General features: G+C 69.6%; 14 protein-coding genes and 1 pseudogene. 5 read left to right on the plus strand and 10 right to left on the minus strand.

Annotation, left to right across the window (positions count from 1 at the left end):
* Positions 1-34: 34 nt before the first annotated feature.
* From EV685_RS05845 to EV685_RS05865, 5 genes and pseudogenes are all read right to left on the minus strand, one after another.
* Positions 35-1,267: pseudogene (locus EV685_RS05845) on the minus strand (NAD(P)/FAD-dependent oxidoreductase); the annotation flags it as partial.
* Positions 1,264-2,094: an ABC transporter ATP-binding protein gene (locus tag EV685_RS05850; RefSeq protein WP_207224773.1), complete on the minus strand. Its 831-nt coding sequence runs from the start codon at positions 2,092-2,094 to the stop codon at positions 1,264-1,266. The gene EV685_RS05850 and the pseudogene EV685_RS05845, both read right to left, overlap by 4 nt.
* 46 nt (positions 2,095-2,140) lie before the next feature.
* The gene (ntrB, locus tag EV685_RS05855; RefSeq protein WP_130481084.1) at positions 2,141-3,109 is read right to left on the minus strand and encodes a nitrate ABC transporter permease; all 969 of its coding nucleotides are present in this window, start codon (positions 3,107-3,109) and stop codon (positions 2,141-2,143) included.
* A gap of 62 nt (positions 3,110-3,171) precedes the next feature.
* Entirely contained in the window at positions 3,172-4,428 is a 1,257-nt protein-coding gene (locus EV685_RS05860) for a CmpA/NrtA family ABC transporter substrate-binding protein (RefSeq protein ID WP_130481085.1), read from the minus strand.
* A 333-nt stretch (positions 4,429-4,761) separates the two neighbouring features.
* Positions 4,762-5,556, minus strand: a complete 795-nt coding sequence (locus EV685_RS05865) for an SDR family oxidoreductase (RefSeq protein WP_130481086.1) — start codon at positions 5,554-5,556, stop codon at positions 4,762-4,764.
* 120 nt (positions 5,557-5,676) lie between these two features.
* Here EV685_RS05865 and EV685_RS05870 point away from each other — a divergent pair, with 120 nt between their 5' ends.
* A complete protein-coding gene (locus EV685_RS05870; RefSeq protein WP_130481087.1) occupies positions 5,677-6,081 on the plus strand; it encodes a cupin domain-containing protein in 405 nt (134 codons plus the stop codon).
* Between the two features lie 8 nt (positions 6,082-6,089).
* On the opposite strand, the gene EV685_RS05875 is transcribed toward EV685_RS05870, so the two are convergent.
* The 3 genes from EV685_RS05875 to EV685_RS05885 are packed head-to-tail and all read right to left on the minus strand — an operon-like array spanning position 6,090 to position 8,846.
* Entirely contained in the window at positions 6,090-6,851 is a 762-nt protein-coding gene (locus tag EV685_RS05875) for an arginyltransferase (protein ID WP_130481088.1), read from the minus strand.
* The gene (aat, locus tag EV685_RS05880; protein WP_130481089.1) at positions 6,848-7,657 is read right to left on the minus strand and encodes a leucyl/phenylalanyl-tRNA--protein transferase; all 810 of its coding nucleotides are present in this window, start codon (positions 7,655-7,657) and stop codon (positions 6,848-6,850) included. The genes EV685_RS05875 and aat overlap by 4 nt, the downstream gene beginning before the upstream one ends.
* 25 nt (positions 7,658-7,682) lie before the next feature.
* Positions 7,683-8,846, minus strand: coding sequence for an AIR synthase-related protein (locus EV685_RS05885; protein WP_130481090.1), 1,164 nt, complete (start codon positions 8,844-8,846; stop codon positions 7,683-7,685).
* 73 nt (positions 8,847-8,919) lie between these two features.
* On the opposite strand from EV685_RS05885, the gene dnaX reads away from it, so the two are divergent.
* From dnaX to recR, 3 genes are all read left to right on the plus strand, one after another.
* Positions 8,920-10,968 (plus strand): DNA polymerase III subunit gamma/tau, encoded by a 2,049-nt coding sequence (gene dnaX / locus EV685_RS05890; protein ID WP_130481091.1) that lies wholly within the window; start codon positions 8,920-8,922, stop codon positions 10,966-10,968.
* A 103-nt stretch (positions 10,969-11,071) separates the two neighbouring features.
* Positions 11,072-11,398, plus strand: a complete 327-nt coding sequence (locus EV685_RS05895; protein WP_130481092.1) for a YbaB/EbfC family nucleoid-associated protein — start codon at positions 11,072-11,074, stop codon at positions 11,396-11,398.
* Between the two features lie 13 nt (positions 11,399-11,411).
* The gene (gene recR / locus EV685_RS05900) at positions 11,412-12,035 is read left to right on the plus strand and encodes a recombination mediator RecR (RefSeq protein WP_130481093.1); all 624 of its coding nucleotides are present in this window, start codon (positions 11,412-11,414) and stop codon (positions 12,033-12,035) included.
* 10 nt (positions 12,036-12,045) lie between these two features.
* Here recR and EV685_RS05905 read toward each other — a convergent pair whose 3' ends face one another.
* Positions 12,046-13,764: a transglycosylase SLT domain-containing protein gene (locus EV685_RS05905; RefSeq protein ID WP_242615449.1), complete on the minus strand. Its 1,719-nt coding sequence runs from the start codon at positions 13,762-13,764 to the stop codon at positions 12,046-12,048.
* Positions 13,761-14,543 (minus strand): hydroxyacylglutathione hydrolase, encoded by a 783-nt coding sequence (gene gloB / locus EV685_RS05910; RefSeq protein ID WP_130481094.1) that lies wholly within the window; start codon positions 14,541-14,543, stop codon positions 13,761-13,763. Before gloB ends, EV685_RS05905 begins: the two co-directional genes overlap by 4 nt.
* Between gloB and EV685_RS05915 the strand changes: the two genes are divergently transcribed.
* The gene (locus tag EV685_RS05915; protein WP_130481095.1) at positions 14,542-15,372 is read left to right on the plus strand and encodes a class I SAM-dependent methyltransferase; all 831 of its coding nucleotides are present in this window, start codon (positions 14,542-14,544) and stop codon (positions 15,370-15,372) included. The two genes, gloB and EV685_RS05915, sit on opposite strands and share 2 nt — an antisense overlap.
* Positions 15,373-15,476 lie beyond the last annotated feature (104 nt).

Raw genomic sequence — 15,476 nt, forward strand, 5'->3', positions numbered from 1 at the left:
GGCGGAAGGTGGGTCGAACGTTCGATCAGGACGCCAGGGCGGCCGCACCGAACATCAGCGCGTGGCGGATGCCGCGCACGTCGCGGCCTTCGCGGATCAGCTGCAGATACCAGGCGCCTTCGGAGGTGTCGCCATACAGGCAGGCACCGACCAGCTTGTCCCGGTGCAGCACCAGCTTGCGGTAGACGCCTGCTGCGGGGTCTTTCAGCACGATCTCTTCATGGTCGTCACCGCCGGTGAAGTTGCCGGCCGAATACAGTGCGATGCCGCTGACCTTGAGCTGCGTGCTGACCTGGCTGCCCACATAGCGGCCGATGCCGGACTCGGCCAGGTGGGTGGCGCAGACGCGGCCTTGTTCGAACACCGGCGCGACCAGCCCGTAGGCGATGCCGCGGTGGGCGGCACATTCGCCAACCGCGTAGATGCGCGGGTCGGTCACGCTCTGCAGCGTGTCGTGCACGACGATGCCGCGCTCGCAGCGCAGGCCGGCGGCTTCGGCCAGGGCCGTGTTCGGACGGATGCCGGCGGCCATCACGACCAAGTCGGCGGGGATCTCGCGGCCGTCCTGGAAACGCACGGCACGCACGCGGCCCTGTTCATCGCCCAGCAGGGCCTCGGTCTGCGCGCCCAGCTCGAAGCGCAGGCCACGCCGTTCCAGTTCGGCCTGCAGCAGCGCACCCGCAGCGGCATCGAGCTGGCGGTCCATCGGCCAGGCGGCGAGGTGGACCACGCTGACCGACATGCCGCGCTGGCTCAGGCCGTTGGCGGCTTCCAGCCCCAGCACGCCACCGCCGATGACGACGGCATGGTGGCGCGTTCGCGCCGCCTCGATCATGGCCTGCGTGTCGGCGATGTTGCGCCAGGCCAGCACGCCGTCTAGCGCACGGCCGGGGATGGGCGGCATGAAGGGTGTGGAGCCGGTGGCGATCAGCAGCCGCTCATACGGCGCCTCGCTGCCGTCATCGGCCACCACGACCCGTCGAACACGGTCGATGCGCTCGACCTTGCGGTCCAGGTGCAGCGTGATGCCGTGGCGCGCGTACCAGTCCAGTGGGTGGAGCACGATCTGCTCGATCGTCTGTTCGCCGGCCAGCACGGGGCTGAGCATGATGCGGTTGTAGTTCGGATGCGGTTCGGCGCCGAACACGGTGATGTCGTAGCGCTCGGGTGCGATCTTCAGCAGTTCCTCCAGCGTGCGCATGCCGGCCATGCCGTTGCCGACGAGGACGAGGCGCGGCCGTGGTGCCGGAAGATCGTCGCGTGTCATGCCGCGTGCGCCTCGACGTGGGCCTGCTTGGCGTACAGGAACTCCAGCACCGACTCGCGCGCCTGCAGGTAGCGGGCGTCGTGGGCCATCTCCAGGCGGTTGCGGGCGGCTTCGCGCACCGGCGGCAGCGGCACATTGAGCACCTCGCCGATCGTGGCGGCCGGGCCGTTGGTCAGCATCACGATGCGGTCGGACAGCAGCACCGCCTCGTCGACGTCGTGCGTCACCATCATCACGGTGGAGCCGGTCGCAGCGACGATCTTCATCAGCTCGTCCTGCAGCTTGGCGCGGGTCAGGGCATCGAGCGCGCCGAAGGGCTCGTCCATCAGCAGCATCTTGGGCTCCATCGCCAGCGCCCGGGCGATGCCCACACGCTGCTTCATGCCGCCGGAGATCTCGCCGGGCCGCTTGTCGCTGGCATGGGTCAGGCCGACCAGGTTCAAGGCGGCGCGGGCGCGCTCGCGCAACTGGGCCTTCTTCTCGGTCGCGCCGAAGACCCGTTCGACGGCCAGCAGCACGTTGTCCAGGCAGGTCAGCCAGGGCAGCAGCGAGTGGTTCTGGAACACCACCGCGCGGTCCGGGCCGGGGCCACGCAGCTCGCGGCCGTCAAGCAGCAGCACGCCGCTGGTCGGCGTCGTCAGACCGGCCACGAGGTTCAGCAGCGTGGACTTGCCGCAGCCGGAATGGCCGATCAACGCGATGAACTCGCCGCGGGCGACGTCGAGGTTGATGTCGCGCAGCGCCACGAAGGGGCCCTTGCGGGTCGGGAAGGTCATGCCGACCTGGCTGATGCTCAGGAAGCGGCTCTGGTTCACGGAGGCGGTCATCTCGGGTCCTTGAAGGCGTGGCGACGTGTCGTGGGGCTCGGTCGGATCAGCGGTACTCGAAGCGGCGGGCGAAGGCCACCAGCAGGGCTTCCAGCAGCAGGCCGACGCCACCGATCACGAAGATGGCGATCAGGATGTGGGCGACGTTGAGGTTGTTCCACTCGTCCCACAGCCAGAAGCCGATGCCCTGACCGCCGGTCAGCATCTCGGCGGCAACGATCACCAGCCAGGCGGTGCCGACGGCCAGTCGCACGCCGGTCAGCATGTAGGGCAGCACGGCGGGAAAGAGGATCTTGCGCAGGATCGTCCACTCGCTGAGGTTGAGCACCCGGGCGACGTTGAGGTAGTCCTGCGGCACCTGCCGCACCCCGACCGCCGTGTTGATCACCATCGGCCAGATCGAGCAGATGAAGATGGTCCAGATGGCCGCCGGATTGGCGGCCTTGAAGACCATCAGGCCGATCGGCAGCCAGGCCAGCGGCGAGACCGGGCGCAGCAGGCTGATGATCGGATCGAGCATCTGGTTGAGGAAGCTGAAGCGGCCGATCGCGAAGCCCAGCGGGATGCCCACCAGCGCGGCCAGGCCAAAGCCCAGGGCCACCCGCTGCAGCGAGGACAGCACGTTCCAGCCGATGCCCTGGTCGTTCGGGCCCTTGACGTAGAAAGGGTCGGCGAACAGCTTGACGGCGGCGTCCCAGGTGGCGATCGGGCCGGGCAGTTGCTTGTCGCCGGTCTGCGCCACCAACTGCCAGACCAGCAGCATCAGCAGCAAGCCCAGCACGGGTGCGACGACCTTGGTCAGCAGCACCCGGCGTTGTGCCCGCAGCAGCGCGGCGGTCTGTTCGCGCGCTGCCGTGTCGCCCTGGGAGAGGGCGACGGCCTCGGCCAGGTCCGCCGCAGCCGGGTGGGCCGCGACCACGGCCAGGGGCGGTGAGGACACCGGGTGGGCCGGGCCGGACTGTGGCGGGGCTGCGGGAGGCGTGAGGCCGGAGATGGCCAGCGTGCTTGCGCTCATCGAGGTCGCTCCTGTGCGTGTCTGGGGTGCGGGATCGGGCGGCGTGGTCAGGGGGCGACCGCTCAGGCGACCTTGATCTTGAAGCCGCTGGCGTACTTGCCTGGGTCCTTGCCATCCCAGGTCACGCCGTCGACCATCTTGCTGCTGCGCATGTCGCTTTTTGGCAGGTTGATCTTCAGCTGGGTAGCCGCTTCCTTGTAGATCGCCGTCTGGTTGATGGCCTTGGCGACACCCAGGTAGTCGATGTCGGCCTTGAGCAGGCCCCAGCGGCGATGCTGGGTCAGGAACCACATGCCGTCGGACAGGTAGGGGTAGTTGACAGCGCCGTCGTTGAAGAACTTCATGTGGTTCGGGTCGTCCCAGGTCTTGCCCAGGCCGTTCTGGTAGCGGCCCAGGATGCGCTGGTTGATGACGTCGACGGTGGTGTTGACGAAGGACTTCTCGGCGATCGCCTCGGCCATCTTCATCTTGTTCTGCAGGCCGGTGTCGATCCAGCGGCTGGCCTCGAGAATGGCCATGACCATGGCGCGTGCCGTGTTCGGGTTCTTCTGCACGAACTCGGCGGTGGTGCCGAGCACCTTCTCGGGGTGGTCGCGCCAGATGTCCTGCGTGGTGATCGCGGTGATGCCGATGCCGTCGGCGATCGCGCGGTGGTTCCACGGCTCGCCCACGCAGTAGCCGTCCATGTTGCCCACGCGCATGTTGGCCACCATCTGCGGCGGCGGCACGGTGATGACCTTGGCGTCCTGCATCGGGTTGATGCCGTTGGCCGCCATCCAGTAGTACAGCCACATCGCGTGCGTGCCGGTCGGGAAGGTCTGCGCGAAGGTGTATTCACGCGGCTCGGCCTTCATCAGCTTGGCCAGCCCGGCGCCGTCGACCGCACCCTTGTCGGCCAGCTTCTTCGACAGCGTGATCGCCTGGCCGTTGTGGTTGAGCGTCATCAGGACAGCCATGTCCTTTTTTGGCCCGCTGATGCCCAGGTGCACGCCGTAGATCAGGCCGTAGAGCGAGTGGGCCGCGTCGAGTTCGCCGTTGACCAGCTTGTCGCGCACGGCGGCCCAGGACGATTCCTTGCTCGGGATGATCTTGATGCCGTGCTTCTCGTCGAACTTCATCAGCGAGGCCATCACCACCGAGGCGCAGTCGGTCAGCGGGATGAAGCCGATGCGCACTTCCTTCTTCTCCGGGGCGTCGGAGCCGGCCGCCCAGGCATGGGTCGACAGGGCCGAGCCCGCCACCACGGCGGCGGACACCGCGGTCGTCTCCTGGATGAAGCGGCGGCGACCTGCGCTGATGAGTCCTTCGGGCTTGAACATGTTCGATCTCCGACGAGTGGAAGGGCTGGAAATGGAAAGGGGGGGCGATGCCAAAAAAGGAAAAGGCGTCTCGACCACGCACCCGCGACGTCGTCGCTGGGAACGGGTCGGACGCCTTTGTCCGATGCCTGTTGCCACCGGTACGCCATTGCACCGGGGCTTGAAGGAGGTATTGCAGGAGCCGTGCCAGCCGGCCTCAGGGGACGCGCTCAGAGGGAAGAAGCGCCGCGGACGTGGGCGGCGTCCGCCGGGCGCACCAGCGCGGCGCGCCCGGCGCCTGTGCTTGGTGCATCGGGAAAACCCGGATGCACGTCGACAGGCGCGCCGAGGTCGTCAACCGCGCCCGACAAAGGGCATGCGCGTGGCCATCACGGTGGTGAACAGCACATTGGCCGACAGCGGCAGGCGAGCCATGGCCATGAAGGTCTCGGTCACGGCCGACATGTCCATGCGGGCTTCCGGGCGGATGCTGCCGTCGGCCTGCAGGATGCCGGCGGCCATGCGCTCGGTCATCTCGCTGGCGACGTTGCCGATGTCGATCTGGCCGACCGCGATGTTGAAGGCCCGGCCGTCCAGCGACGCCGCCTTGGTCAGGCCGGTGATCGCGTGTTTGGTGGTCGTGTAGGCGATCGAGTTGGGGCGTGGCGCATGGGCCGAGATCGAGCCGTTGTTGATGATCCGACCGCCCTGTGGCGACTGCGCGCGCATCAGCGCGAAGGCCGCCGACAGGCAGTAGAAGGCGCCGTTGAGGTTGGTGTCGACCGAGCGCCGCCAGGCCGCGCCGTCCATCACGTCCGGCGTGCCGCCAGGCGGAAAGATGCCGGCGTTGTTGAACAGCAGGTCGAGCCGCCCGTGGCGGTCCCGGATGGCCGCGAACAGTGCGGCGACCGAGGCCTCGTCGCCAACGTCGACCCCATGCGACCAGGCGCGCTCACCGCAGCCCGCCTGGCTGGCGTCGGCCTGGGCAATCGCGGCCGACAGCGTGGCCGATGTGCGGCCGGCGTACACGACGGTCCAGCCCTCGTGCAGCAGCGCCTGCGCACAGGCCTTGCCGATGCCGCTGCCGGCGCCGGTGACGAGGGCGATGCGGCCCGGGGCAGCATCGGTGGGTGAGGAAATCTCGCTCATGGTGTCGGTCTTTGGGTGTTGGGCTGAGAGGCCGGATCGAAGGAGGGATCGGGCCGATTCTGGCGCTGTCACGGCGGGGCTGCGTGCTATGGTCCGCGCCGTTTTTGGCCAGGAGAGACCATGTCCGACACGCTTGACCACACCCTTTATTTCACCCAGGTCCGCCTCGTCACCGGTGCCGACGGCCGCGCCTGCTGGGAAGAGGCGCAGATCCCGCTGGACCAGGGCAAGCCGCAGGCGCGGCTGTCGGCCCTGATGGCCAGCGGTGGCTTCCAGTTGCGCGAGAGCCCGGTGGGCTTTCGCAGCGACTTTCACTGCACCGGCGAGCCCCAGTGGCTGTTCGTGATCGGCGGGGCCATGGAGATCGGCCTGCAGGACGGCAGCACCCGCGTCTTCCTGCCCGGCGACCACTTCTATTCGGCCGACGTGCTGCCGGCGGGCGCCACCTTCGATGCCAAGGTGCATGGCCATTGCAGCCGCCAGCTGGGCCAGGTGCCGTTGCGAACGCTGTTCGTGCGGGCCTGAGGCCCGGCTCAGTCGCCGACAGCGTCCAGGCCGACGTGGCGCTGCCACTGGCCGTCGACCAGGCGTTCGTGCGGGTTGAACTGGGCCTTGTAGGCCATCTTGCGGCTGGCTTCGATCCAGTAGCCCAGGTAAACGTGGGGCAGGCGCAGCTCACGCGCCTGGGCGATCTGCCACATCACGTTGTAGGTGCCGTAGCTGGCCCGGTCCTCGGGCGCGTAGAAGGTGTAGACGGCTGACAGGCCGTCGTTGAGCACGTCGAGGATCGACACCATCTTGAGTTCGCCGGGCCGGCCGTCCTCGCTGCTCGGCAGGCGGAACTCGACCAGGCGCGAGTTGACGCGGCTTTGCAGCAGGAACTGGGTGTACTGGTCGATCGAGTCCTGATCCATGCCACCGCCGGCGTGGCGATCGTTCTGGTAGCGCAGGTAGAGCGCGTAGTGCTCCGGCACAAAGCCCAGCCGCATGACCCGCGAGACCAGGTTGCCGTGCTGCTTCCAGGCCCGCCGCTGGGCCCGGCGCGGCGCGAAGTCGGCCACGGGGATGCGCAAGGGGACGCAGCGCTGGCAGCCGTCGCAATAGGGCCGGTAGGTGAACATGCCGCTGCGCCGGAAGCCGGCGGCGACCAGGCCCGAATACGTGTCGGCATTGATCAGGTGCGACGGCGTGGCGACCTGCGAGCGGGCCATGCGCTCACTCAGGTAGCTGCAGGGGTAGGGCGCGGTGGCGTAGAACTGCAGCTGGGCCAGGGGCAGGTCGGTCGGGTGCGTCACGCGGCCTCGGATGTCGGCGGATCGGAACCTGGGGGATCGGTGCGCAGCGCCAGCTGCGACCAGTTCGCCGGATCATAGGACCAAGTTTTTGGCATGGGCAGGTCGACCACCTCGACCAGATGGCGTTCAAAGCGCGCACGTGGCACCGGCCGGGCACCCATCGAAGCCAGGTGCGCGGTCTCCTGCTGGCAATCGATCCAGGCGATGCCTTGGGCGCGACAGAAGGCCACCAATGCGGCCAGCGCGAACTTCGAGGCGTCGGTTCGGTGGGCGAACATCGATTCGCCGTAGAACATCCGGCCGATGTTGACGCCATAGAGCCCGCCGACCAGTTCGCCGTCGATCCAGGTCTCGAAGGCATGGGCCCGACCGGCCCGGTGCAGCCTCAGGTAGGCGGCGCGCACCTCGTCGACGATCCAGGTGCCCGACTGGCCCGCGCGTGGCGTGCCGCTGCAGTGGCGCAGGACCGCCTCGAACGCGCTGTCGACGCGGATCTCGCAGCCGGGGGTCGCCAGAAAGCGCTGCAGGGTCTTGCGCAGCGAGCGGTGCAGCCGGAACTCAGCCACCGGCAGGACCATGCGCGGATCGGTCGTCCACCACAGCACCGGCTGGCCGATGCTGTACCAGGGGAAGATGCCCTGTCGGTAGGCCAGCATCAGGCGGGCGACGCTCAGGCGACCGCCGGCACAGAGCAATCCCGGCGCATCGGTCTCGGGGCCAAGCGCGGCAGCCGTCGGCGGGAAGGGCCAGATCAACGCGTCCGGCCCGGCGTCCACCGGCTCGTCTTCGGGCAGCCAGGGGATCACGGTGTGGCGATCCGGCCGGTTCGACTCAACGCAGCTGCAGGTCTTCGCCACCCCAGCGGATGCCCAGCGGCTCGATGTCCAGGCACTTGGGGCCCGCCTCGACCGTGCCGGCCACCCAGGCCTCGATGCCCTGGGCTCGCGAGATCTCGACGCAGCGCTGCGCGTCCTCGGCGGCCACGTAGAGCGCGAAGCCCGCGCCCATGTTGAGCGTGCTGTAGGCCTCGCGGTCGTCCTGGCGGGCTTGTTGCTGGATGAACGTCAGCACCGGCGGCACGCTGGGCAGCGTGTGGATGCGGTAGCTCAGCTCGGCCGGGTGACGCAGCAGCTTGCGCCAGCCGTGGCCGGTCACGTTGGCGCAGTAGTGCGGCGTGATGCCGGCCTTCCACAGGGCCTCGGTGACGGGCGAGTACAGCGTGGTCGGGGCCAGCAGCGCATCGCCATAGCTCAGGCCCGGCGCGACCTCGGTCAGGTAGCCCTGCGGCAGGCGCTCGACCAGCTTGCGTGCCAGGCTCAGGCCGTTGGCATGGATGCCGCTGGAGGCCAGCAGCACGATGGCGTCGCCCGCGCCGAGCTTGTCGCCCAGGGACAGGCGCTGCTTCGGGTTGACCAGGCCGGTGCAGGAGGCGGCGAGGTCGACCCGGCCGCTCTCGACGATGCCGGCCAGCGCGGGCGTCTCGCCGCCGCCCCAGGCGACCTGGCAGGTCTCGCAGGCACTCTTCCAGCCGGCCACCAGGGCCTGCGAGCGCTGCGCGTCGCCGAACCAGTCCGAGCCGCCGGCGGCCCAGTAGGCCTGCACCACCAGCGGCGTGGCGCCAACGGTGATCAGGTCGTTGATCGCCATGGCGATGGTGTCCTGCGCGATCGCGTCGTAGCGGCTGACGCCGGTCAGGCGGGCCATCTCGTCGGCCACCAGGGTCTTGGTGCCGAGGCATTCGACGATCGAGGCCAGGTAGAAGGGGCCGACGTCGACGACATAGGCCGATTCACCACGCGAGGCCAGGATCTCGCTGAAGCCGTGGTGCGCGAGCTGGCTCGCGGTGGACGCCGCCGCACGTTGCGCGGCGATCTTGAGGGGGTCGATCAGGTCGTAGTTCACGCCGGCCTGGTCGTAGCTGAGCGTGGTCGGGGTCGTGGTCGATGGAGGGGGCTGGGTAGCGTCGGCGTGGCCGTTCGTCGGTGCGTAATTCATGCGCCGGATTATCGGCCAGCCGATGGCCCGGCCCGTCCGGGCGGGCGTGGCATGACCCCTAGAATCGCCGCCCATGTCCTACGTCGTCCTGGCCCGCAAGTACCGCCCGCGCACCTTCTCGGAGATGGTCGGCCAGGGCCACGTCGTGCAGGCGCTGACCAATGCGCTGACGCAGCAGCGGCTGCACCATGCCTACCTGTTCACCGGCACCCGCGGCGTGGGCAAGACCACGGTATCGCGCATCCTCGCCAAGAGCCTGAACTGCACCGGGCCCGACGGCAACGGCGGCATCACCGCCACGCCCTGCGGCGTCTGCAGCGCCTGCCGCGACATCGATGCCGGCCGGCATGTGGACTACGTCGAACTGGATGCGGCCTCCAACCGGGGCGTCGACGAGATCAGCCAGCTGCTCGACCAGGCGGTCTACAAGCCGGTGGTCGGCCGCTACAAGGTCTACATGATCGACGAGGTGCACATGCTCTCGACGACCGCCTTCAACGCGATGCTGAAGACGCTCGAAGAGCCGCCGGAGTACCTCAAGTTCGTGCTCGCCACGACCGATCCGCAGAAGGTGCCGGTCACCGTGCTGAGCCGCTGCCTGCAGTTCAACCTGCGGCCGATGGCTGGCGAAACCGTTGCTGAACACCTGCAGGCCGTGCTCGGCGCCGAGCAGGTGCCCTTTGAGGACACCGCGCTGCGCCTGATCGCGCGGGCGGCCCACGGCTCCATGCGTGATGCGCTGTCGCTGACCGACCAGGCCATCGCCTATGCCGGCGGCGAACTGGCCGAGGCGGCGGTGCGACAGATGCTGGGCGCCGTCGATCGCACCCACGCCGTGCGCATCGTCCAGGCGCTGGGGGCATCGGACGGCGCCGGCCTGGTCGACGCGGTCGAGCGGCTGCGCGGCCTGGGCTTGTCGGCCGCCGGTCTGCTGGAGGAACTCTCCGACCTGGCCCAGCGCCTGGCCGTGATCCAGGCGGTGCCGCAGGCGCTCGATCCGGCCGACCCGGACGCCGCGACCTTGCAGGCGCTCCTGCCGCTGCTGTCGGCCGACGAGCTGCAACTGCTCTACAGCATCACCTTGCATGGCCGCGCCGAACTGGCGCTGGCACCCGATGAGTACAGCGGCCTGACGATGGTCTTGCTGCGCCTGCTGGCCTTCCGTCCGGCGGGGAAGGGCGCTGTGACGCCGACATCGCCGTCGACCCCGCACAAGCCGGTCGCCAGCACGACCAGCGCCGTGCGCACCGAGGCGCCGGTCGCCCGCCGCGAGTTGCTGCGTCCGACCACCGAGTTCCGTGCAGCCCCGGTGGCGTCAACCGCACCCGTTGCGCCGCTCGCAGTCGCACTGCCGCCATCGGCAACCGCATCGGCACCGGCACCGGCCGCGCAGGCGGCGCCGGGACTGGCTCCCGACACAGCGCCGGCCATGGCGCCCGCCACAGCGCAAACCGCAGCGCCTACCCCAGCGCCCATCGTTCCGGCGGCTCGCACGGCCGCTCAGCCCGCACGTCCCCAGGTCGCCGATGACGCACCGCCCTGGGAGGAAGTGACTGAGCCCAGCTGGGTGCGCGAGGAGCCGGCGGACGACGCGGTGGGTCCAGCGCTTGGCCCAGCGATGCGCGAGCCGGCGCGACCGGCCGTGGCCGCGTCGCCGTCGGAAGCCCCCCGCGATGCAGATCCGCAGCCCAAGCGCGTCGCCCAGATCACCTTCGATCGCACGCCTGCGCAGGACCGCTGGATGCAGGCCATGGATGCGCTGTTCGAGCGCGGCGCCGTCGCCGGTCTGGTGCGTGAACTCGCTTGGCAGGCCCAGTGCACCGGCTGCGACGAGGTCGATGGGCAGACGGTCTGGCGCCTCAAGGTCGAACGGGAATCGTTGCGCCAGGCCAGCCATCGCGAGCGCCTGCAGGCCGCCTTGGCCACGCTGTTTGATCGGCCTCAGCGCCTGGAGGTCGAGGCCGGCGTCGCGATCGACAGCGCCGCACGCCGGGACAGCGCCGCGAAGGCCTTGCGCCAGGCCGAGGCCGAGGACCTGATCCACGCCGACCCGGTGGTGCGCCAGCTGCTGGCGGCCTACCCGTCGGCGCGCATCGTGCCGGGCTCGATCCGGCCGCGCTGATCGCCCCGGCAGCAGCCCGACTTGGCCCGGTCGCCACCAACGTTTTCACGGTTTCTTTCCTGTTTTTCCCTGACTCCCACCGCTTTCCAAAAGAGGACACACGATGCTCAAAGGACAACTCGCCGGCCTGATGAAACAGGCCCAGGCCATGCAGGACAACCTCAAGAAGGCCCAGGACGAACTGGCCCTGGTCGAGGTCGAGGGCCAGTCCGGTGCCGGCCTGGTCAAGGTGGTCATGACCTGCAAGCACGACGTCAAGCGCATCGCCATCGACCCCAGCTTGCTGGCCGATGACAAGGACATGCTGGAGGACCTGGTCGCCGCCGCCTTCAACGACGCGGTGCGCCGCGCCGAGTCGGTCAGCCAGGAAAAGATGGGCAAGCTGACCGCCGGCATGCCCATGCCCCCGGGCATGAAGTTCCCGTTCTGATCGGCTTGCCGGCATGACGCAGGGCCCTGTCCCGGTCGACGCGATGGGCGCGCTGGTCGAGGCGCTCAAGCGCCTGCCCGGCGTGGGCGCCAAGTCGGCCCAGCGCATGGCCTACCACCTGCTGCAGCACGACCGACCGGCGGCTCAGCAGATCGCGCATGCCTTGCAGACGGCGGTGGCGCAGGTGCGCCACTGCGCGCGCTGCCACACCTTCACCGAACAGCCGGTCTGCACGACCTGCCTGGACCCGAGCCGCGACGCGCGCCAGCTCTGCGTGGTCGAGACGCCGGCCGATCAGGCGGCGCTTGAGCGCACCGGCAGCTACCGCGGCCTCTACTTCGTGTTGATGGGGCGGCTGAGTCCGCTGGACGGCATCGGCGCCCATGCCATCGGACTGCCCGAGCTGATCGAGCGGGTCTGGGACGGCGAGGGCGCCGGTTCGGGCGTGGCGGTCGAGGAGGTCATCGTCGCGACCAACTTCAACGCCGAGGGCGAGGTCACGGCCCATGTGATCGCCGAGGCGCTCAAGCCACGCGGCATCCGCGTGACCCGGCTGGCGCGCGGCGTGCCCGTCGGCAGCGAACTCGAATACGTCGATCTGGGCACCATCGCCCACGCGCTCAGCGAGCGGCGCTGAGCGGCTGCCCTCAGGGCCGCGTGCGGCCAACCTGGGCCGTGCGCGACGGCCTTGCCGCAGCTTTCTTGCGCGTCGCAGGGGCCGCCTGGCTGCGCTTCTTGCTGACGGGGGCCGCCTGCCAGATCACCAGCTTCTGGCCGGCGCTCAGGCGCGCCTTCTCGGTCATGCGGTTCCACTGCGCGAGCTGCGCCGCGCTGACGCGATGGCGCTGCGCCAGGCTCGCCACCGTGTCGCCCTTGCGGACCTGGATCGAGACCTTGCGCAGGGGCCGGTCCGGGGCGAGGGCCATGTGCGCGTGGTCGGCCAGGTGCTCGGGCACGTCGGCCTCGCGCTGGGCGTGACGCGGCACCAGCAGGGTCGAGCCAGCCTTGACCAGCACCCGCGGCGGGATGCGGTTGACCTCGCGCAGCGTCGCCTCGGACACGCCGATGCGGCGCGCCGCATCGGCGGGCTTCATCGTCGCGGGCACCACCCAGGCGGTCCAGCTGGCCAGCGGTCCGACATGGTCATCCAGGCGGCGCTTGAAGCCCTCGGCGTTGTCGTAGGGCAGCAGGATCTGGGGCGTGCCGGCTGCCAGGATGACCGGCTTGTTCATCGACGGGTTGAGCGCCTTGAACTCGTCGACCGACATCTCGGCGAGGCTGGCGGCCAGCGCCACGTCGATGTCGCGCCGCATCGGCACACTCAGGAAGTACGGGTGGTTCTCCAGGGCCGGCAGCGTCAGGCCGAAGGCGTCAGGCTGGCGGACGATGTTGCGCACCGCCAGCAGCTTGGGCACGTAATGGCGTGTCTCGGCGGGCATGCGCAGGCTGGCGTAGTCCGTCGGCTTGCCAGCCTTGCGGTTGCGTGCGATCGCGCGCCGCACATTGCCCTCGCCCCAGTTGTAGGCGGCCAGCGAGAGTTGCCAGTCGTTGAACTCGGCATTCAGACGGCCGAGGTAGTCCAGGGCCGCACGGGTCGACGCCAGCACGTCGCGCCGGTCGTCGCGGAAGACGTTCTGTGTCAGGTCGTAGTGGCGCCCGGTAGAGGGGATGAACTGCCACATGCCCGAGGCCTTGGCGGTCGACATGGCCTGCGGGTTGAACGCGCTCTCGATGAAGGGCAGCAGCGCCAGCTCGGTCGGCATGCCACGCTTCTCGACCTCCTGGACGATGTGGAACAGGTAGCGTCCGCCGCGTGTGGTCATGCGATCGACGTAGTCCGGACGGTTGGCATACCAGCGCTCATGTTCGGCCACCAGCAAGGCATGCGCGCCACCCAGGTCGGGGATGGCATAGCCCTCGCGCACCCGCTGCCAGAGGTCCTTGCGGACTTCGGCTGGCTCGGCCGGTAGGGCACCCGGCACGTCGATCGGCTTGCCGGCTGCGCCCGCACCGGACTCCGGCTGGGCCGGCAGGTTGGCCGCGCTGGTTGGCGGGGGCGGCAGCGAGCCGACCTCGAAGCCCGGTCCGGTCACGACGTCGGCCGGTGCCGCAAGAGGCGCGGAGGCCGCCGCCAGCGGCGCCGGGGCAAGCACGGGGCGCACCACCTCGGGCACGCCGGGGATCGGCGCCAAAGGGCCCTCGCGCGTGACCGGCACGCGGGTGGGCAAGGTCGTGAGTTGCGGTGGCGGCGGGGGCAGGTCCTGCTCCGGGATCGGGCCGGGTGTCGCGCAGGCAGTCAGCAGCAGGGCGGTCAGCGACGTGATCAGCCCGCGCAGCATGCGTTCGGTCTCAGGGGTGAAAGTCATCGGAATTCGTTCTTCCAGGCCCGGATCGTCGCCAGGACGGACACCGGGTCGGCCGGGTTGGCGCCACGCAGTGCGGCGCTGGCCTGCACCTGGGGCTGGTCGCCGCGCAGGTAGGGGTTGATCTGGCGCTCCAGCCCGATCGAGCTGGGCAGCGTCGGCAGCAGGTCATCGCGCAACGATAGGCAGCGGGCCTGGTGGGCCGTGATGGCCGGGTTGTCGGGTTCGACCGCGTGCGCGAAGCGCAGGTTGGCCAGCGTGTATTCATGGGCGCAGCAGACCCGGGTCTCGGCGGGCAGGCGGGCGAGCCGGCCCAGCGAGTCGAGCATCTGCGCCGGCGTGCCCTCGAACAGCCGGCCGCAGCCCGCCGAGAACAAGGTGTCGCCGCAGAACAGGATCGGTGCCTCGCCGGCCATGGCCGCCACGACGTAGGCGACATGGCCGGCGGTGTGGCCAGGCACGTCGATGACGTCGATCATCAGGCCGTCGAAGGCCGCGATCTCGATGCGTTGCCCGTGGCTGACCGCGATGACGGGGATCGGCATTGCCTCGCGTGCAGGACCCCACACGGTCGCCGGGTGCGAGGCCAGCAGGGCTGCCACGCCGCCCACGTGATCGCCGTGGTGGTGCGTCACTAGAATCCCTGCGAGCTTGAGCTCCAGACGTTCGAGCGCGACGCACACCGGGTCGGCATCACCCGGGTCGACCACGAGGGCCTTGTGGCCGTCGTGGAGCATCCAGATGTAGTTATCGTCGAAGGCGGGTAGCGCGACCAGATTCATGGCAAAAGAGTCCGCGATTATAGGGATCGACCACTGGCTGACGACCCCTCCGGGGCGCTACCTGGTGGCTTGGGAACAGGCCCGCATGGATGCCCTCGTGAGCAACCTGTTTGGCTACCACGCGGTGCAACTGGGCTGGCCGGCCCTGCAGGGACTGCGCTGCAACCGCATGTCGCACCGCTGGCTGGTGACCGATGGCAGTGGCGACCTGGACCTGGCGACCCTGGCCCCGCAGCCGCAAGACGAGACGGCGATCTTCCCACCCGCCCCCTTGCCCCTGAGCGTGCTGGCCGAATACGACGCCTTGCCATTCCCCGCCAACAGCCTGGACCTCGTCGTGCTGCCGCACACGCTGGAGCTCGCCGCCGACCCGCACGAGACGCTGCGCGAGGTCGAACGGGTGCTGATGCCCGAGGGCCGCGTGGTCATCATCGGCTTCAACCCGGCCAGCCTGTGGGGCGCCTACAAGGCCGGTACCGACGTGGCTTCCCGGCTGGGCTGGATGCAGCCTTCGGTGCCCGGCGGCACCGAGCTGATCGGCTGGCGCCGGCTGCGCGACTGGTTGCGCCTGCTGGGCTTCGAGCACGAGGGCGGCCAGTTCGGTTGCTGGCGCCCGCCGCTGGCCAGCGCGACCTGGCTGGATCGCACCGCGTGGCTGGACCGTGCCGGGCCGCGCTGGTGGCCGGTGCTCGGCTCGGCCTACGTCATGGTGGCGGTCAAGCGGGTGAAGGCGATGCGTCTGGTTGGCAAGGCATGGAAGCGTCGTCCCGCGCCCAAGGCGGCCACGGCGGCCGTGGCTTCGCGTCAGGGTGGTGACGGCCGGGTCTAGATCGGTCAACCGATACTCGCGGGCTTGCCCCGACCCTGATCGACGCTCGATCCCTGACGCCATGCCCGAACCGACCGCCGCCCCCACGAACCCGCCGTCCGCGA

Source organism: Sphaerotilus mobilis (assembly GCF_004216565.1).
Taxonomy (GTDB): Bacteria; Pseudomonadota; Gammaproteobacteria; order Burkholderiales; family Burkholderiaceae_C; genus Sphaerotilus; species Sphaerotilus mobilis.